Below are 17,992 nucleotides of genomic sequence, written 5' to 3' on the forward strand. Positions count from 1 at the left end.
ACATAGCTCAATCATTACAATGCGTCCAGCAGTCGGGAAAAGAAATCTTTGGCGTTGATTGAGTTAGAACAAATTGTGAAAACTTATGCTTAAATCATTGTAACGTGACCGTATTGTTTCAGCCAAAAACGATGTTAATAATCCGCACCCTTCTGTATTAAAATCCATCAGGTAATTAGCAGTGTTATGCACCAAAATAATGAAATTTTTATGACTCTGCATCAAAACAAGGCAAGCAAAACGTTTCGATAAAATTAAAATTTTCCTGACGACGAATACATACACAATATACGCAACAATTTATCGCTTCGTTTATAAGGGTAAATACTCGCCAACTTTCAGTATCCTGAAAGTATTATTAACTGGTGCTACATTATCCAGCGCATCAGCTAATTCTTTTATGGGGTCATCCAGCGCTTCATCCGCCAGCTCAAACACGCCCCAGTGAACAGGGAACGCCAGCGGGCAACCTAACTGTTGCCACAGCGCAACGGCAGACAGGGGATCCATATGGTGTACGGCCATAAACCATCGTGGAGCATAGGCGCCAACGGGCAATGCTGCAGCATCAATTTTCCCCAAACGTTCCGGTATCATCAGCAGCTCAGGCGAATAGCCGGTATCGCCACTAAACCAGAACCGGTGATGCCGCCCTTCAAAGACCCAGCCGCACCACAATGAGCGATTGCGGTTCCAGAGCGTGCGCATACTCCAGTGCTGCGCCGGTACGGCGGATAATGTTATCCCCTGCCAGGTAAAACTCTGCCACCAGTCGAGCTCAACCACGTGTTTTGCGCCCCGGCGGCGAAACCAGCCGCCCAGGCCTAAAGGAACAAACACGCTAACGTCCGGAAAGCGTTTGAGAATGTGGCGAACAGTGAGTTCATCAAGATGATCGTAATGGTTATGCGAAATAACGACCGCGTCAAGCTGGTGCAGTTGATCGACAGAGAGTGCCGGAGGCGTTCTACGCTGCGGCCCTAAGAAAGGAAGTGGAGAAGCGCGCCTTGATAAAACGGGATCGGTAAGAAGGATATTGCCGTCCAGCTGCAGCAGTATGCTCGCATGTCCGAGCCACCACGCCCCATCCTGCTGCGGCTGCTGAAGATCGGCCGGTTGCCACCACCGCCGGATAAAGTCATCGTAGCCGAGCGCGGGCGGCTTCGGTAAGCCAGCTGCTTTGCGTTCTTTGCGCCAGCGTTCAATGTCGCCAGGCTGGTGTCCTGCAGAAGTGGTATTACGAAAACCGTTTGGGGTGTGATGTTTCAGGGAGGGGTCATACCAGGGATTTTTCCAGACCACTGCCACCTCCCGGAATAATACGATTAACGCTCAGCCACCAGGCGGATAAAATCGTCTTGATCGTTGTTCTCGTCAGCGACCGCTTCTTTTTGCGCTTCTTTCTCTTCCGGCTCGTTAGCCTCGCACAGACGACGCAACAGTGCATTCTGCCGTTTTTGCTGCTCAAGCAGCGCTTCCAGCAGTTCGATCTGCTCATTGGTACGTGAACTGGCACGGTTTACGAAAAACCAAATGACCAGCCCCACCAGCAGAACAACCAAAGAGATCGTCAGGGATGCCATATTTAGCAGCCCTGAATTCAGTAACTCACCCATTTCACCACCTCAATAAAAACGTCTATTTTACCACTGGCGCGAAGGAAGGAAATCACCTGAAGAAAAAATGCGTGCTACCACGGAATAAACTTATTGATTGCGCAAACGCCGCTAAAAAACTGTACATCCTGATCGCACATCACGTTGATAGTCTGCGTCCACAACACCACGCACGCTATCAGCACGATAATCAGAATCACCCAGCGTATTTTTTTCACTCCACACTCCGTTTACAGACCTGATATGACCAGGTTATCACGGTTATCTTAAACAAGGACTAACTGTAGCGCCATCAGGCTCTTTTCAGAATCCTGCACTTGTTTCATTACGTAAACCGGTTAGGCTAGCATCATGATAACAATGATAAAGAGGTAATAATGCGCTTAATTATTCGTACAATTGTTGCACTGGCGATACTCTGGATTGGCCTTCTTTTAACGGGTTATGGCGTGCTGGTGGGAAGCACCGAAAACGCCGCAGGGTTAGGCATTCAATGCAAGTATTTAACAGCACAGGGAGTCAGCACGGCGCAGTATCTCCATTCTGATAGCGGGATCATTGGGTTAACCAACTGCCCGGTACTGCGTAAGACCTCCGTCGTGATTGATAATGGCTGAGCCACAGCGTTTACGACAAATAAAAAACGCCGCAAAGATGCGGCGTTTTTTTATGCTAACCGGGGTTAGAACGGATAGTCGTGGTAACCCATCTGTTCAGAAATCTTACGCGCGGCGGTATGCAGAATAGCCACGTACTCGTGCAGGCGCTCTTCCGAGAAGCGAAGCGTTGGGAAAGAGATGCTCAACCCCGCGATCACGACGCCAAAACGGTCAAACACCGGAACGCCAATACAGCGCAGCCCTTCTTCCTGCTCTTCGTTATCTTCGCCGTACCCTTGCTCACGCACCTTGTCGAGCACCGTTAATAATTCATCGGTGTTAGTAATGGTGCGTTCAGTGCTGCGTTTGTACTCCACGCCATCGAGAATCTGTTTAACTTCTTCACGATCGCGCCACGCCAGCAGAACCTTACCAATTGCCGTGCTGTAAAGCGGGTTGCGACGACCAATGCGCGAATACATACGCAGGTTATACATGGAGTCAATTTTATGGATGTAAACAATACTGTCTTCATCCAGCGCGCCCAGGTGGATAGTCTCTTTGGTCAGGCGGGAGATCTCGCGCATCTGAATATCCGCGCTACGGATCAGATCCACGTTTTGCAATGCCCGGGCACCCAGTTCAAACAGTTTCAGCGTCAGAGAATATTTTTCAGATTCGCCTTCCTGTGCAACGTAACCCAGTGATTTCATGGTTTGCAAAAAGCGGTAAACGGTGCTTTTCGACATCATCACGCGCTGTGACAACTCTGTGATACCAATTTCACGCTCTTCCCCGAGCGCCTGTAAGATGCCAAACACCTTCAGCACGGAAGAAACTGAATCTGGCTGTTTATCCAAATCCGCAATTGCCATTTACCACCTCATAGAGAGTGTTTTATAAAAATCAGAACCGGTTTTTATTATAAATTCCCGTCATGTTACCTGCAATCAATCCGCGTTTACTTCGTTACAAATCTGCGACATAAAACGGTGTTAACGATGCTAAAATAGTTACCCTGAGAATAATTTCACTCTGAGCTTTTTATCCCCGATGGAAAAGAACCTTTCCGATGGCCTGCCTTTGCCCCAGCGGTATGGCGCTATCGCTACGATTATTATTGGTATCTCAATGGCCGTTCTTGACGGCGCGATTGCGAACGTTGCCCTTCCCACCATTGCCACCGATCTGCATGCTTCCCCGGCCAGTTCGATATGGATTGTTAACGCCTATCAGATTGCGATTGTGGTTTCCCTGCTCTCTTTCTCTTTTCTGGGCGATATGTTCGGCCACCGTCGGGTATATCAGTGCGGGCTGGTGGTATTTACCTTTACATCACTGCTGTGCGCCCTTTCGGACTCTCTGCATACGTTGACGCTGGCACGCATCGCGCAAGGTTTTGGCGGCGCGGCGCTGATGAGCGTCAATACGGCGCTAATCCGCCTAATCTATCCGTACCGCCATCTGGGCAGCGGCATGGGGATAAATTCGTTTATTGTCGCGGTCTCTTCTGCCGCCGGGCCAACGATTGCAGCGGCCATTCTTTCTGTCGCCTCGTGGCAGTGGCTGTTCGCCATAAACGTGCCGCTGGGTATCGTGGCCATCTTCTTTGCCCTGCGATTTCTCCCCGCTAACGGCCCGAAAAGCACCATGCCGCGCTTTGACGTGGCAAGCGCGGTGATGAATGCGCTCACCTTTGGTCTGCTGATTACCGCCCTGAGCGGTTTTGCGCAGGGTCAATCCCTGATGCTAACCGCCGTGGAGCTTGTTGCCCTGCTGGTGACGGGCTTCTTCTTTGTTCGCCGCCAGCTTTCCCTGCCGGTGCCCTTACTGCCGGTCGATCTGCTGCGTATTCCCCTCTTTTCGCTTTCCATCTGCACCTCAATCTGCTCATTCTGCGCCCAGATGCTGGCCCTGGTTTCTTTGCCCTTCTTCCTGCAAAGCGTGATAGGACGTTCCGAAGTGGAGACCGGGCTGCTGTTAACCCCCTGGCCGCTGGCGACGATGGTGATGGCACCGCTGGCAGGTTATTTAATAGAACGTGTACATGCCGGTTTGTTGGGCGCGGTGGGGCTGGCCGTGATGGCAACAGGTCTTTTCGCGCTGGCGCTGCTGCCATCATCGCCAGGGGATCTGGACATCATCTGGCGCATGATCCTGTGCGGAGCCGGGTTTGGCCTGTTTCAGTCCCCCAACAACCACACCATTATTACCTCTGCGCCGCGCCACCGCAGCGGAGGGGCCAGCGGCATGCTGGGGACCGCGCGTCTGCTGGGGCAAAGCACCGGTGCGGCGCTGGTTGCCCTGATGTTTAACCTTGCCGGGCAAAACGGCAACCACGTTGCGCTTCTCACCGCAGGTGCGCTTGCCACCCTTGCAGCCATCGTCAGCGGGTTGCGCGTGACCCAACCCGGCGTTCAGGCATAAAAAAAGCCGGGCGGAGTCTTCTCCTGCCCGGCTTATTTAAGCGCTTAGCGTTACTTCAGGTATTCTCCACTGCGCAGCGCTTCAATACGTTTATCCAGCGGCGGGTGAGACATAAACAGCTCGCTCAGCGACTTTGATTTGCCGTTGATGCAGAAGGCCATCATGCTGTTCGCTTCCTGCGGCTCGTAGCTGGTTTTCAGACGCTGCAGAGCAGCTATCATCTTTTCACGCCCTACCAGCTTCGCTGAACCGGCATCCGCATGGAACTCACGGTGACGGGAGAACCACATGGTGATAATGCTGGCCAGAATACCGAACACCAGTTCCAGCACCATGGAGACGGCGAAGTAGATCAGCGGATTACCGTTACTCTCTTCACCTTCATCACGGTTGCCGCCCATAAAGCCCGCCGCTATCTGCGCCAGGATACGGGAGATAAAGATAACGAAGGTGTTCACCACGCCCTGAATCAGGGTCATGGTCACCATGTCACCGTTAGCAATATGGCTTATTTCGTGCGCGATGACCGCTTCTGCTTCGTCACGGCTCATGTTCTGCAACAGGCCGGTGCTCACGGCAACCAGCGAGGCATCACGACGGGCCCCCGTAGCAAAGGCGTTAATATCCGGGGCATGGTAAATAGCAACCTGCGGCATGGCGATGCCTGCCTGCTTAGACTGCTGTGCCACCGTATTCATCAGCCACTGTTCCATGTCGTTACGCGGCTGTTCAATCACCTCACCGCCGACGGATTTCAGCGCCATCCACTTTGACATCAGCAGGGAAATGAAAGAGCCACCAAAACCAAACAGCAGCGCCATAATCAACAGACCCTGAACGCTGCTCGACTGAATTCCCGTCAGGCTTAGCACGAGCCCGAAAACCACCATCACCGCGAGGTTGGTGAGCAGGAAGAGCGCGATTCGCATCATAATTTTCTTTTTACCTCAGTTTAACAAAACGCACTATGCGATTACCCACATCGTATGGGTATTGCGGCTATTTTCAAGCATCCGGTGGGCGTAAGTCACCAGAAAGACACAACTTTACACAATTGGAAATCAGCCTGACGGAAGGATGCAGAACAAAAAGAAACAGGCACAATTTCTTGTGCCTGTTGGGAGATTATTTTGCCGGAGCGGGCTGTACGGCAGGCTTCTCTTTTTCCAGATTCGCCAGGTCGAGCGCGATATGCACCGTCTCGTCCAGGTACGGATCCGGCTCCTGGTAATCTTTTGGCAGATCGTCCAGTTTCTTGAGCAGAGGCTTACCTTCTCGCTTGAAGCGATCGTTGATACGCGCCAGACGCGTTGCGTCGTCCTCGTTGTTCTCTTTTTCACGCTGAGCGTAGTTCAGAGAAACAATATTCCGCTTATCTTTCAGGGCATTGAAACGCGCAATGTCCTTCATGATGTACTGGAATTCCGGATCTTTCGCGATGCGTTCATTATGCGCTTTCAGCAGCTCAGGGCCAAACTGCGTCATATCACCCGCCTTCACGAATGTCGCAGCATTGATGCTGTCCCACGGCAACGCGTTATCTTCAAACTTCTCGCCGGTTTCGGTCTCTTCCGTGCCGGTCGGCATCATGATATCCGGCGTTACGCCTTTACGCTGCGTACTGCCGCCGTTAACGCGGTAGAACTTCTGAATGGTGTACTGAACGGAGCCCAGCGCAGGCCATTCCGGACGCAGCATCTGATCGTAAATACGGTTCAGCGAGCGATACTGCTGAACAGTACCTTTGCCGAAGGTGGGCTCACCCACGATTAGCGCGCGGCCATAGTCCTGCATTGCAGCGGCAAAGATTTCAGATGCGGACGCGCTGAAGCGGTCAACCAGGACCACCAGCGGGCCTTTGTAATAGACCACACCGTCGTTATCAGCATCTTCACGAACTTTACCGTTGTTATCACGCACCTGTACAACAGGGCCAGACGGGATAAACAAGCCTGAGAGCGACACCGCTTCGGTCAGCGCACCGCCACCGTTCGTGCGCAGGTCGATAATGACGCTGCTCACGTTCTGCTTCTCAAGTTTCTGCAGCTGAACTTTTACATCGTCCGTCAGCCCCACGTAGAAGCCAGGGATATCCAGGACACCCACCTTCTCTTTACCCACGGTTTTCACCGACATTTTCACCGCGCGGTCTTCCAGACGGATACGCTCGCGGGTCAGGGTCACGATACGGGTTTTGGTGCCTTTACCGGCAGGCAGAATTTCCAGACGAACTTTGCTGCCTTTCGGACCTTTGATCAGCGCAACCACATCGTCCAGACGCCAGCCAATGACATCAACCATGCTCTGACCGGTTTGTCCTACCCCCACAATGCGATCGCCTACGCTTATCGCTTTGCTTTTGGATGCCGGGCCGCCCGCGACCATGGAGTTGATCACCGTGTAGTCATCATCCATTTGCAGTACCGCGCCAATACCTTCCAGAGACAGGCTCATCTCAGTATTGAACTGTTCGGTATTGCGTGGAGAGAGATAGTTGGTGTGCGGATCGATTTCGTGCGCAAAGGCGGTCATCGCCAGTGAGAAAACATCTTCACTGTTGGTCTGCGCCAGACGGCGAATGGCAAATTTGTAACGACGCGTCAGCGTGTCGCGGATCTCTTTTTCATCTTTGCCGGTCAGCTTGAGGCTCAGCTCGTCGTATTTGACCTTTCCATCCCACAGCGCGTTCAGCTCGGCTTCGTCTTTCGGCCAGGGCGCTTTGCTGCGATCGAGATTGAAGGTGTCGTTGCCGGTGAAGTCCATTGGACGTTCAAGCACTTTCAGAGCGTACTGATAGCGTTCAAAGCGGCGCTTTTGCGACAGGTTGTAGAGATCGTAGAACAGATCCAGCTTGCCTGACCGCAGCTCATCACCCACCTCGGATTTGCGCTTAGCGAACTGCTCGACATCGCTGGCGAGCAAAACGTTATGGCTGTAATCCAGCAAGTTCAGATAGCGGTCAAAGATTTTGGCCGAAAAGGCCTGATCGAGATCGAACTGACGATAGTGCGAGCGGGTAAAGCGAGAGGTTACACGTTCGCTTACCGTCGCGTGCTGCGTCTCTTCCTTGAGTACCGGAATTTGATCAACACGCGTGATATCGTCCACTGCGAAAGCGTGACCTGTTATGGCAAACAGGCCCGCCAGCGCGGTGAGCTTAAAAAAAGTGTTCATGCCAGGCTTGGCCTCCGTTTCAGAACAACAAGTGTTCTGCGCGTACAATCATTGACATACCAGAAGTCAGCTGTACACGAACGCCATCTTTGGTGATTTCCAGTACGGTGGCGTCCATTGCGTTGTTGCCCGCTTTTACTTTCAGAGCCTGACCCACGCTCAGGGCGTTAATGTCAGAAACCGGAGTATGGCGCTGCTCTTCACGAGGCGCACGAGGGGCTTTCGCTGCTGGTTTGTCTGCACGCGGTTTGCGATCGTTATTGTCGTGACGACGCGGCGCAGGACGTGGTTTACGCTCACGACGAGGCGCTTCTTCCTGGCCGTTTGCCGCTGCGGCTTCGCGTTTTTTCGCCTGCTGTTCTGCACGTTGTGCCTGAACGCGTGCTTTGGCTTCTTCCAGCTGCTTGCGCGCGTGTTCTACGTGCTGCTCGTCCAGCTCGCCACAAGGGTTGCCGTCGAGATCCACGCGGGTCGCGCCCGGTTTGATACCGTACAGGTAACGCCAGCTCGAAGTATAAAGACGTAAGGCAGAACGCAGCTGAGTTTTGCTGAGGTTCATTTCCCCTTCAACACGCGCTACCAGATCCTGAAAAATACCGACTTTCAGGGGACGTGCTTCACCTTCCGCGCTGAAGCACTGCGGGAAACGCTCGGCCAGAAATGCGATAACTTCTTTACTGCTATTCAACTTAGGTTGATTTTCCATGAAATTTCCTGATTACAACGGACGTTGCCAACAAGCGCAGGCATGAACAGGCGTCATTATAATGACGCTATCAGTAAATGCTACGTTATCCGTTGATTATCCTGCGACGCTCGCAAAGAATTTTTGATAATCGGTTGCAGCGAGGACGTTTTCCAGATTCGCCACCAGCTCGCGCAGCCCCTGTTCATCCTCGGTTGTAAAGCGACTGAAGACCGTACTGTCGATATCCAGAACGCCAATAATCTGATTTTTTACCACCAGCGGCAGAACGATCTCTGAATTGCTGGCAGCATCACAGGCGATATGCCCGTCAAACGCATGAACATCTTCCACGCGCTGAACCTGATTCTCGGCCACCGCGGTACCGCATACGCCGCGCCCTACCGGAATACGCACGCAGGCCAGTTTGCCCTGAAACGGACCCAGCACCAGCGTTTCACCTTCCAGGAGATAAAAGCCAGCCCAGTTCACATCGGATAGCCGTTCGAACAGCAATGCGCTAGTATTTGCCAGAGTGGCTAAGAAGCTGGTTTCACCTGCCATCAATGCCTTAAAATCGCGGTTCAGATCCGCGTAGAATTCTGTTTTGTTCATTATTCAATCACTTAGTTGTCTTACAAAATTACCGCATAGCCTATTAAAATAAGCAATAAATGCGCTCATGCTCAAGATGAATCCGTTCATGAGTTAATATAACGTTCAACAATACTTATTTGCGCGCAGCTGATGGCCTTAAAAACAACCAAAATTACGCCGACAAAAAAGATAACTGTCCATACGGTAAGCGACGCTTTGCCTCGTGCACATTATCAGCGTTGCCCCCAGTGCGATACGCTTTTTATGTTGCCGAAGATGAAATCGCACCAAAGCGCCTTTTGTCCCCGCTGCGACGCTAAAATTCGTGACGGCCGCGACTGGTCGTTAACCCGCCTTGCCGCTATGGCCGTTACCATGCTGCTGCTGATGCCTTTCGCCTGGACCGAACCGCTTCTGAAGCTTTACCTGCTTGGTGTGCGCATTGACGCTAACGTGCTGCAGGGTATCTGGCAGATGACGAGCCAGGGCGATCCTCTCACCGCCGCCATGGTACTGTTCTGCGTTGTCGGCGCGCCGCTGGTGCTGGTTGCAGCCATTGCCTACCTGTGGTTTGGTAACATCCTGGGAATGAACCTGCGTCCGGTATTGCTGATGCTGGAAAAGCTTAAAGAGTGGGTCATGCTGGATATCTATCTGGTGGGCGTGGGCGTGGCATCAATCAAGGTGCAGGACTATGCCTTTCTGCAGCCGGGCGTCGGGCTTTTTGCCTTTATCTGCCTGGTATTGCTCAGCATCCTGACACTGATCCACCTGAACGTTGAGCAGCTTTGGGAGCGTTTTTACCCGCAGCGCCCTGCCACCCGCCCGGATGAAAACCTCCGCGTCTGTCTGGGATGCCATTACACCGGGTTGCCCGACAAGCGTGGACGCTGCCCGCGCTGCCACATACCGTTGAGGTTACGACGCAACAACAGCCTGCAAAAATGCTGGGCGGCGCTGATTGCCTCCCTGGTGTTTCTGTTCCCGGCCAATATGCTGCCGATATCCATTATTTACGTGAACGGTGGCCGTCAGGAAGATACTATCCTCTCCGGTATTATCTCTCTTGCACACAGCAACGTTGGGGTGGCGGCCATCGTCTTTATTGCCAGTATCCTGGTTCCCTTTACCAAAGTGGTGGTGATGTTTACCCTGCTCGTCAGCATTCACTTTAAGTGTGAACAAGGTTTACGTACCCGTATTCTGCTTCTGCGATTCGTCACCTGGATTGGCCGCTGGTCAATGCTGGATCTGTTTGTGATTTCGCTGATGATGTCGCTGATCAATCGCGACCAGCTTCTTGCTTTTACTATGGGACCCGCGGCTTTTTATTTCGGCTCTGCGGTGATATTGACTATTCTTGCTGTGGAATGGCTGGATAGCCGCTTACTTTGGGATGCACATGAGTCAGGAAACCCCCGCTTCGCCGACTGAAGCGAGAATTAAAACTAAACGCCGCATTTCGCCATTCTGGTTGCTGCCCGTCATCGCCCTGATGATTGCAGGCTGGCTTATCTGGACGAGCTATGAAGATCGCGGCAGTACCGTCACCATTGATTTTCAGACCGCCGACGGCATCGTCGCCGGACGAACCCCCGTTCGTTTTCAGGGGGTCGAAGTCGGTACGGTTCAGGACATCTCCCTTGGAAAAGGGCTTAACAAGATTCAGGTGCGGGTCAGTATTAAATCTGACATGCAGGATGCTCTTCGCAGCGAAACGCAGTTCTGGCTGGTGACGCCGAAAGCCTCCCTGGCCGGCGTGTCCGGGCTGGATGCGCTGGTTGGCGGCAACTACATCGGCATGATGCCGGGCAAGGGTGAACCGCAGGATCACTTTGTCGCGCTGGATACGCAGCCGAAATACCGCCTCAATAACGGCGATCTGATGATCCATCTTCAGGCACCGGATTTGGGCTCGCTGAACAGCGGCTCACTGGTCTACTTCCGCAAGATTCCGGTTGGCCGCGTGTACGATTACAGCATCAACCCGAATAAACAGGGCGTCACCATTGATGTGCTGATCGAGCGTCGCTTCACCAATCTGGTGAAAAAAGGCAGCCGCTTCTGGAATGTCTCCGGCGTCGATGCCGACCTCAGTCTGAGCGGTGCAAAAGTGAAGCTTGAGAGTCTGGCCGCCCTGGTGAACGGCGCCATTGCCTTTGACTCCCCGGAAAACTCAAGCCCAGCCACCGCGGATGACACCTTCGGATTGTACGCCGACCTGGCGCACAGCCAGCGTGGCGTGATCGTTAAACTCGTTCTGCCTGATGCCAAAGGGCTGAAAGCGGGGTCAACGCCGCTGATGTACCAGGGACTGCAGGTCGGCCAGCTCACCAAAATGACGCTCAATCCGGGCGGCTCGGTCACGGGCGAAATGACGGTCGATCCGAGCGTGGTCGATCTCCTGCGCGAGAAAACGCGCATCGAGATGCGCAGCCCTAAACTCTCTCTGAACGATGCCAGCCTGAGCACGCTGCTGACCGGAAATACCTTTGAACTGATCCCCGGTGAAGGTCAGCCCAGCAATAGCTTCGTCATTGCCCCGGCGGATAAAGCGCTGCTGCAAAAGCCGGGCGTCGTGACGGTTACGCTCAATGCGCCTGAAAGTTACGGCATTGAGGCCGGTCAGCCGCTGATTCTGCACGGCGTACAGGTGGGTCAGGTGCTGGAGCGAACGCTCTCCGAAAATGGCGTGAGCTTCTCGGTAGCTATCGATCCGCAATACAGCAACCTCGTCCATGGCGACAGTAAGTTCGTGGTGAACAGCCGCGTCGACGTGAAGGTGGGTCTGGACGGCGTGGAGTTCCTCGGCGCCAGCGCCAGCGAATGGGTTAACGGCGGCATTCGCATTTTGCCGGGCAATAAAGGCCCCGTTCGCGACAGCTACCCGCTGTACGCCAACCTGGACAAAGCGATTGAAAACAGCCTGAGCGATATGCCAACCACGACCCTGACCTTAAGCGCCGAGACGCTGCCTGACGTTCAGGCGGGCTCCGTAGTGCTCTACCGCAAATTTGAGGTTGGGGAGGTGATCGCCGTTCGCCCGCGTGCCGACGCGTTTGATATCGAACTGCATATCAAGCCCGAGTACCGCAAGCTGCTGACCCCAAACAGCGTCTTCTGGGCCGAGGGCGGCGCGAAGGTGCAGCTTAACGGCAACGGCCTGACCGTGCAGGCCTCCCCGCTCTCGCGCGCGCTGCGCGGGGCGATCAGCTTTGATAACCTCAGCGGCGCGGGCGCGAACCTGCGTAAAGGCGATAAGCGAATTCTCTTCCCATCCGAAACCGCCGCGCGTGCCGTGGGTGGGCAGATTACCCTGCATGCGTTCGATGCCGGCAAGCTGGCAGAGGGCATGCCAATTCGCTACCTGGGCATTGATATCGGGCAGATCCAGAAGCTGACGCTCATCACCTCGCGCAACGAGGTGCAGGCCACCGCCGTGCTTTATCCGGAATATGTGCAGACCTTCGCCCGCTCGGGTTCCCGCTTCTCGGTGGTGACCCCACAGATTTCGGCCGCGGGCGTTGAGCATCTCGACACCATTCTGCAGCCTTACATCAACGTCGAGCCCGGTCAGGGCAAAGCCCGTCGTGATTTCGAGCTGCAGGAAGCTACCATTACCGACTCGCGCTACCTTGGCGGCCTGAGCATTGTAGTGGAAGTGCCGGAAGCGGGCTCGCTTGGCATCGGTACGCCGGTGCTGTTCCGCGGCATTGAGGTGGGTACGGTAACGGGCCTCACGCTCGGCACACTCTCCGACCGCGTGATGGTGGCGCTACGCATCAGCGAGCGTTACCAGCATCTGGTGCGTAATAACTCGGTGTTCTGGCTGGCATCCGGCTATTCGCTGGACTTCGGCCTGACGGGTGGCGTGGTGAAAACCGGTACCTTCAACCAGTTCATCCGCGGCGGTATTGCCTTTGCCACCCCGCCGGGAACGCCGCTGGCGCCGAAAGCGCAGCCGGGTAAACACTTCCTGCTGCTGGAAAGCGAACCGAAAGAGTGGCGCGAATGGGGAACGGCCCTGCCGCGTTAATCTGACAGGCTCCGGTGTCAACGCACCGGAGCCTTTATGTTACACTGCGCACCTGAACTTTTCCCTGTGGTGTGCTCGTGGCTCAAAACTCCGTATTTCTTCCCGATCAATTCCTGGCGCAGATGCGCGAGGCGCTTCCCTCTCATCTGTCGCTGGACGATTTTATCGCCGCCTGTCAGCGTCCGTTACGCCGGAGCATCCGCGTTAATACGCTGAAAATCAGCGTCGAGGATTTTCTGGCCCTGGTTTCTCCGTACGGCTGGCAGCTTACGCCGGTTCCGTGGTGTGAAGAGGGATTCTGGATCGACCGCGATGACGAAGACGCGGTGCCGCTGGGAAGTACCGCAGAACATCTGAGCGGTCTGTTTTATATTCAGGAAGCGAGCTCGATGCTACCGGTTGCCGCCCTGTTCGCCGACGGCAACGCGCCTGAACGCGTGATGGATGTAGCCGCCGCGCCCGGTTCGAAAACCACGCAGATTGCCGCGCGCATGGGCAACCGCGGAGCGATCCTCGCCAACGAATTTTCCGCCAGCCGCGTGAAGGTGTTGCATGCCAATATCAGCCGCTGCGGTATTCACAATGTCGCTCTTACGCACTTCGACGGTCGCGTCTTTGGCGCCGCCCTGCCGGAAATGTTTGATGCCATCCTGCTGGACGCCCCCTGCTCCGGTGAAGGGGTAGTGCGTAAAGATCCCGATGCGTTAAAGAACTGGTCCGTGGAGAGCAATCTTGAGATCGCCGCCACGCAGCGCGAGCTGATCGACAGCGCGTTCCACGCCCTGCGCCCCGGCGGCACGCTGGTGTATTCAACATGCACCTTAAACCGCGATGAAAACGAAGACGTTTGCCTGTGGCTGAAAGCGCAATATCCGGATGCGGTCGAGCTCCTGCCGCTTAACGATCTGTTTTCCTCGGCACAGGAGGCGGTCACGCCGGAAGGTTTCCTCCACGTGTTCCCGCAAATTTACGACTGCGAAGGGTTCTTTGTGGCGCGCCTACGTAAAACGCAGGCGATTACTCCCCTGCCCGCACCCAAATTCAAGGTCGGCAATTTCCCGTTTGCCCCCCTCAAAGGGCGCGATGCAGCACAGCTTGTCGCCGCCGCCGAAAAGGTTGGCCTGGTCTGGGATCAGAGCCTGCAACTCTGGGTGCGTGATAAAGAGGTATGGTTGTTCCCGGCAGAGATCGCACCGCTCATCGGAAAGGTCCGTTTTTCCCGAATCGGGATCCGCCTGGCGGAAGTGCATAATAAAGGCTATCGCTGGCAGCATGAGGCCATCATCGCGCTTGCCGGACACGAGAATACCTTTGCCCTGACGCATCAGGAAGCCGAAGAGTGGTACCGTGGCCGCGATGTTTATCCTGACAGCTCGCCTTCCGCAGATGAAGTGGTGGTGACCTATCAGGGATTCCCGCTGGGGCTGGCCAAAAAGGTCGGTTCAAGGCTTAAAAACAGCTATCCACGCGAACTGGTCCGGGATGGCCGACTGTTTACCGGTAACGATCGCACCGCCTGAAAAAAGCGCATTTTTTTACTGGCGATTTTGCTCTCCTTGTCTACGATCAAAAATGGATGCCCATACTGGTCATACCAGATTTTGACAACCGACCCGGAGAGCACTATGACGAAAACCAGCGTGCGTATTGGCGCTTTTGAGATCGACGACGCAGAGCTGCGCGGCGAAGCACAAGGCGATCGAACGTTAAGTATTCCCTGCAAATCCGACCCGGATTTGTGCATGCAGCTCGATGCATGGGATGCAGACACCAGCGTCCCGGCAATACTTGATGGCGAACATTCTGTCCTTTACCGTGAGCATTACGATAGTAAAACTGATGCCTGGGTCATGCGTCTTGCCTGACCTAAAGAGAACCCGCCCGAAGGCGGGTTATTTATTACTGCAGCTGCGCGAGCGTAAAGTAACCGTCAAATACGGCCCCCGTATCAATGTAGTGCAGATTGCCAAAATCATACCTTCTGTCGACGGGCGTATGGCCGAACCAGAAGTGATCCGCCCCGCTAATTCCCTGCCCTTTGCCCACCATAAACCCCATCAGGCGGTCGCGATCCCATAACACGCGCTGGGCGCTTACCGGTTTTTCCCAGCGGTATTCCTCCGCCGGGTAATCAGCATGAGCAATAACGTTCACCCCGTTCGCGCAGGTAATTTCGATAATATGCGGTAACGCACGGCATGCGTTAAGTAACGAGCGCGCCCGCTGCTGCTCTTCATGCTCAAGCCGCGAAAACCACATTCCGCCATTCATTGTCCAGAGCGCAAAATCATTATTATCCAGGCTATCTATTGCCATTTGCTCATGATTGCCCCGCACTGCTCGAAACCATTTCTCATTGATGAGTTGCAATGATTTCTCGCTGTCCGGACCACGATCGATCAGATCGCCAACGGAAATAAGTAAATCCTCATAAGGATTGAAATGACGGCGTTTCAGTTCCTCCATGAGCCTCTGGTAACAGCCGTGTATGTCGCTGACAACCCATACGTGACGCCACTCTCCACCTTCTATTCGCTGATACATAAGGCCTCCCTTTAACAGTATAGCCGCCGTCAAAAGCGCAAGAAGATCAGCGCAGCCCTTACAAAGTAAAACAAACGGTAAACCAAAGAGAAATAAAGATCCGCGCGCTCTTAATCCCTTTTTACTGGCTCCTTAGAATAAGGGGAGATAAAAACGAGAGGTCTTCACGTGTCTAATACACAGCTACATAACGATGTTTTCTATCCGCATCGCACGAATATTATTTCCGAGCTGGTGAACGGTAAACGCGTCCCGGGGCCAATCTGGCGGAAACGCGACTACCGACTGAAGTTCCTTTTACGTTCCCTGCTCTTTTGGTCTTCCACCCACCGTATGCTGGAAGCCCTCTCTGGCCGTGACGATTTCGACAAACTGCTGACATCGCAAATTACGTTGCCCAGCAAGACCCATCGGCAGTACCTGATGCGCGGTCTGACGGCTAACGATCGCGCCGACGCTATCGTTAACCATTACTACTGGATCGATCGCCTGAAGGAGAGCCGTCTTGCCCAGGCTATGACCGGCGCGCAGGAACAACCTATTGCGCAGTTCCACGTCAAAGACGGCGTGACCTACACGATTAATGCGTCCTCAGCTGGCAAAGCCGAGCGTGAAGGTGAGAGTACGCTCTGGCTGCGCGACAACGAGGATACGCTTCTGGCCAGCCTGACCTTTAGCGTCGCCCGCAGCAATGGCCAGCCCGTTGTGGTCATTGGCGGACTTCAGGGCCCCCGTCGCTGCGTGTCACGAGATGCCATTAAACTGGCAACTCGCGCCTGCCATGGCCTGTTTCCCAAGCGCGTGCTGATGGAGGTACTTTTCCAGCTGGCAGCGCAGTCATCTGTTCGGGCCATTTTTGCCGTCAGCGATGAAGGACACGTTTTCCGCGCGCTACGCTATCGCCTCAGCAAAGGCCGTCATTTCCACGCCAGCTATGACGAATTCTGGGATTCTTTGGGTGGAAAAAAACTTTCCGCCTTCTGCTGGCAGCTGCCGCTGCAGATGGAGCGCAAATCCCTCGACGAGATAGCCAGTAAAAAACGCGCTGAATACCGTCGTCGCTTTGAACTGCTTGATGAAATTGAGGCGTCCGTTAAGTCCCATTTCTAATCGCGACAAGCGTTTTCGCTCTCAGCACAGAGAATGCACTCGGTTTGAGAAAGGAATGATAAAGCAGAGCACTCTTGCATATGCCAGGGGTGCTCAGTTAGCATTGCGCGAAATGAAAATAGCGAATGCGTTGGAAAAGCGCAGTGTAGACGCAAATTTAAGGACTTTAATGATGATTTACGACTGCTTCTTGTATTACGATGAAGATATGCTTCTTGATATCAGGCTGAATACGCTAGCAGGCGTTGTTGATCGCTTCGTTATTGTTGAGTCAACGCATACCTTTACCGGCAAAAAGCGGCAGCTTCACTTTGACATAAATAAATACGGTCCTTTTAAAGATAAAATTATTTATGTTGTGCATGATGAAACACCTCTCATGAAAGCCTCTGACGGCGGCGATCAGCATCAGGACGGTCTGGTGGTGGATGCATGGGCGAATGAAGCCGCGCAGAGAAATGCCATCATGCAGGGCCTCAAAAGTGCTAAAGATGATGATTTGATTTTAATTTCCGATGTGGACGAGATTTTTTCACCACAGGTTATCGGCTCTATCAACGCGAATAAACTCTGCACAACGCTTTATCAGAACTTTTATAATTATCAGTTTAATCTGCAGGTTTTTAATACAGATAACACCCCAAGAAAATGTAAACTGCCGAGAGCCACAAAATATAAAAACCTCGTTCATTTTTTTGGCGGCGAGCCTGAGTCGTTCAGAAATCTTAAACGCACCAGAAGCGTTAAAAACTGGTCCTGGCTTAAATGGAACTGGTTCAAACTTAACAATCGCATCATTGAAAATAGTGGCTGGCATTTCTCATGGGTTATGACCCCTGAACGCATCTCTGAAAAAATGTCCACCATCTCCCACACGGAATACGATCTGCCTGAGTTCAATAACCCGGAACATATCATGAAGGTGATAAAAAACGCCGAAGATATCTGGGGACGAGACAGGAAGTTAATCAGGCAAGAGCTGTCGGCAGACAGTTTCCCCGAGTATATCGTTAACAACAAAGATAAATTCAGGGAATTCATTATTTAACTATCAGACCGGGCCTTTACTTCACCGACGAAGATTCCACAGCGATCGCCCGGCCACAATTTTTTAACAAAGATGCCAAAAAACCCTGGACGTACGCGGTCCTGAGTATGTTATGGTTTAGTAAGGATAGGGAACTGTCCAGCCATTCTCGGGGTT

The 17,992-nt window shown here is 53.5% G+C and carries 17 protein-coding genes; 8 read left to right on the forward strand and 9 right to left on the reverse strand.

Annotated features, from left to right (window positions below):
- Positions 1–312 precede the first annotated feature (312 nt).
- The 3 genes from ACMGGH_RS19330 to mgrB all read right to left on the reverse strand — a co-directional run bounded on the left by ACMGGH_RS19330 (position 313) and on the right by mgrB (position 1,834).
- Entirely contained in the window at positions 313–1,302 is a 990-nt protein-coding gene (locus tag ACMGGH_RS19330; protein WP_420299199.1) for an MBL fold metallo-hydrolase, read from the reverse strand.
- A gap of 23 nt (positions 1,303–1,325) precedes the next feature.
- Entirely contained in the window at positions 1,326–1,616 is a 291-nt protein-coding gene (locus tag ACMGGH_RS19335; protein WP_047364849.1) for a YebO family protein, read from the reverse strand.
- Between the two features lie 74 nt (positions 1,617–1,690).
- On the reverse strand, positions 1,691–1,834 hold the full coding sequence (gene mgrB, locus ACMGGH_RS19340) for a PhoP/PhoQ regulator MgrB (protein ID WP_006175995.1): 144 nt from the start codon (positions 1,832–1,834) through the stop codon (positions 1,691–1,693).
- 159 nt (positions 1,835–1,993) lie between these two features.
- Between mgrB and ACMGGH_RS19345 the strand changes: the two genes are divergently transcribed.
- Positions 1,994–2,233 (forward strand): YobH family protein, encoded by a 240-nt coding sequence (locus tag ACMGGH_RS19345; RefSeq protein WP_041909477.1) that lies wholly within the window; start codon positions 1,994–1,996, stop codon positions 2,231–2,233.
- 65 nt (positions 2,234–2,298) lie between these two features.
- Here ACMGGH_RS19345 and kdgR read toward each other — a convergent pair whose 3' ends face one another.
- On the reverse strand, positions 2,299–3,090 hold the full coding sequence (gene kdgR, locus ACMGGH_RS19350) for a DNA-binding transcriptional regulator KdgR (protein WP_014884288.1): 792 nt from the start codon (positions 3,088–3,090) through the stop codon (positions 2,299–2,301).
- A 178-nt stretch (positions 3,091–3,268) separates the two neighbouring features.
- Between kdgR and ACMGGH_RS19355 the strand changes: the two genes are divergently transcribed.
- Entirely contained in the window at positions 3,269–4,642 is a 1,374-nt protein-coding gene (locus tag ACMGGH_RS19355) for an MFS transporter (protein ID WP_193051415.1), read from the forward strand.
- Positions 4,643–4,692: 50 nt separating this feature from the next.
- Here the strand turns inward: ACMGGH_RS19355 and htpX are convergent, their stop codons facing one another.
- The 4 genes from htpX to ACMGGH_RS19375 form a co-directional block, all read right to left on the reverse strand.
- Entirely contained in the window at positions 4,693–5,574 is an 882-nt protein-coding gene (gene htpX / locus ACMGGH_RS19360; protein ID WP_010432647.1) for a protease HtpX, read from the reverse strand.
- Between the two features lie 193 nt (positions 5,575–5,767).
- Complete coding sequence (prc, locus tag ACMGGH_RS19365; protein WP_028013542.1) at positions 5,768–7,816, reverse strand: carboxy terminal-processing peptidase; 2,049 nt, start codon at positions 7,814–7,816, stop codon at positions 5,768–5,770.
- 19 nt (positions 7,817–7,835) lie between these two features.
- Positions 7,836–8,522, reverse strand: coding sequence for an RNA chaperone ProQ (gene proQ, locus ACMGGH_RS19370; RefSeq protein WP_028013543.1), 687 nt, complete (start codon positions 8,520–8,522; stop codon positions 7,836–7,838).
- Positions 8,523–8,618: 96 nt separating this feature from the next.
- Positions 8,619–9,116 carry a GAF domain-containing protein gene (locus tag ACMGGH_RS19375; protein ID WP_008500476.1) on the reverse strand — a complete coding sequence of 166 codons (498 nt, stop codon included), beginning with the start codon at positions 9,114–9,116 and terminating at the stop codon, positions 8,619–8,621.
- Between the two features lie 132 nt (positions 9,117–9,248).
- Between ACMGGH_RS19375 and yebS the strand changes: the two genes are divergently transcribed.
- The 4 genes from yebS (at position 9,249) to ACMGGH_RS19395 (ending at position 14,999) form a co-directional block, all read left to right on the forward strand.
- Positions 9,249–10,532, forward strand: a complete 1,284-nt coding sequence (gene yebS / locus ACMGGH_RS19380) for a membrane integrity lipid transport subunit YebS (protein WP_041909475.1) — start codon at positions 9,249–9,251, stop codon at positions 10,530–10,532.
- The gene (locus tag ACMGGH_RS19385; RefSeq protein ID WP_028013545.1) at positions 10,501–13,134 is read left to right on the forward strand and encodes a PqiB family protein; all 2,634 of its coding nucleotides are present in this window, start codon (positions 10,501–10,503) and stop codon (positions 13,132–13,134) included. The genes yebS and ACMGGH_RS19385 overlap by 32 nt, the downstream gene beginning before the upstream one ends.
- A gap of 71 nt (positions 13,135–13,205) precedes the next feature.
- A complete protein-coding gene (gene rsmF / locus ACMGGH_RS19390; protein WP_232948551.1) occupies positions 13,206–14,654 on the forward strand; it encodes a 16S rRNA (cytosine(1407)-C(5))-methyltransferase RsmF in 1,449 nt (482 codons plus the stop codon).
- Between the two features lie 105 nt (positions 14,655–14,759).
- Positions 14,760–14,999, forward strand: coding sequence for a YebV family protein (locus ACMGGH_RS19395; protein WP_008500472.1), 240 nt, complete (start codon positions 14,760–14,762; stop codon positions 14,997–14,999).
- Between the two features lie 34 nt (positions 15,000–15,033).
- Here ACMGGH_RS19395 and pphA read toward each other — a convergent pair whose 3' ends face one another.
- Entirely contained in the window at positions 15,034–15,678 is a 645-nt protein-coding gene (gene pphA, locus ACMGGH_RS19400) for a protein-serine/threonine phosphatase (protein WP_232948550.1), read from the reverse strand.
- Between the two features lie 168 nt (positions 15,679–15,846).
- Here pphA and ACMGGH_RS19405 point away from each other — a divergent pair, with 168 nt between their 5' ends.
- Together ACMGGH_RS19405 and ACMGGH_RS19410 are read left to right on the forward strand one after the other, a co-directional pair.
- Entirely contained in the window at positions 15,847–16,788 is a 942-nt protein-coding gene (locus ACMGGH_RS19405; protein ID WP_232948549.1) for a VirK/YbjX family protein, read from the forward strand.
- A gap of 172 nt (positions 16,789–16,960) precedes the next feature.
- The gene (locus ACMGGH_RS19410) at positions 16,961–17,836 is read left to right on the forward strand and encodes a benzoate transporter (RefSeq protein ID WP_028013549.1); all 876 of its coding nucleotides are present in this window, start codon (positions 16,961–16,963) and stop codon (positions 17,834–17,836) included.
- Positions 17,837–17,992 lie beyond the last annotated feature (156 nt).

Origin of the sequence: Enterobacter sp. BNK-16, from assembly GCF_048684955.1 — a bacterium.
In the GTDB taxonomy this organism is placed as follows: domain Bacteria; phylum Pseudomonadota; class Gammaproteobacteria; order Enterobacterales; family Enterobacteriaceae; genus Enterobacter; species Enterobacter bugandensis.

Bases quoted from the DNA above. Each gene is read 5' to 3' on its own strand.
- ACMGGH_RS19335 (WP_047364849.1), bottom strand. From the start codon at position 1,616: ATGGGTGAGTTACTGAATTCAGGGCTGCTAAATATGGCATCCCTGACG.
- ACMGGH_RS19345 (WP_041909477.1), top strand. From the start codon at position 1,994: ATGCGCTTAATTATTCGTACAATTGTTGCACTGGCGATACTCTGGATT.
- kdgR (WP_014884288.1), bottom strand. From the start codon at position 3,090: ATGGCAATTGCGGATTTGGATAAACAGCCAGATTCAGTTTCTTCCGTG.
- ACMGGH_RS19355 (WP_193051415.1), top strand. From the start codon at position 3,269: ATGGAAAAGAACCTTTCCGATGGCCTGCCTTTGCCCCAGCGGTATGGC.
- htpX (WP_010432647.1), bottom strand. From the start codon at position 5,574: ATGATGCGAATCGCGCTCTTCCTGCTCACCAACCTCGCGGTGATGGTG.
- prc (WP_028013542.1), bottom strand. From the start codon at position 7,816: ATGAACACTTTTTTTAAGCTCACCGCGCTGGCGGGCCTGTTTGCCATA.
- proQ (WP_028013543.1), bottom strand. From the start codon at position 8,522: ATGGAAAATCAACCTAAGTTGAATAGCAGTAAAGAAGTTATCGCATTT.
- ACMGGH_RS19375 (WP_008500476.1), bottom strand. From the start codon at position 9,116: ATGAACAAAACAGAATTCTACGCGGATCTGAACCGCGATTTTAAGGCA.
- yebS (WP_041909475.1), top strand. From the start codon at position 9,249: ATGGCCTTAAAAACAACCAAAATTACGCCGACAAAAAAGATAACTGTC.
- ACMGGH_RS19385 (WP_028013545.1), top strand. From the start codon at position 10,501: ATGAGTCAGGAAACCCCCGCTTCGCCGACTGAAGCGAGAATTAAAACT.
- ACMGGH_RS19395 (WP_008500472.1), top strand. From the start codon at position 14,760: ATGACGAAAACCAGCGTGCGTATTGGCGCTTTTGAGATCGACGACGCA.
- pphA (WP_232948550.1), bottom strand. From the start codon at position 15,678: ATGTATCAGCGAATAGAAGGTGGAGAGTGGCGTCACGTATGGGTTGTC.
- ACMGGH_RS19410 (WP_028013549.1), top strand. From the start codon at position 16,961: ATGATTTACGACTGCTTCTTGTATTACGATGAAGATATGCTTCTTGAT.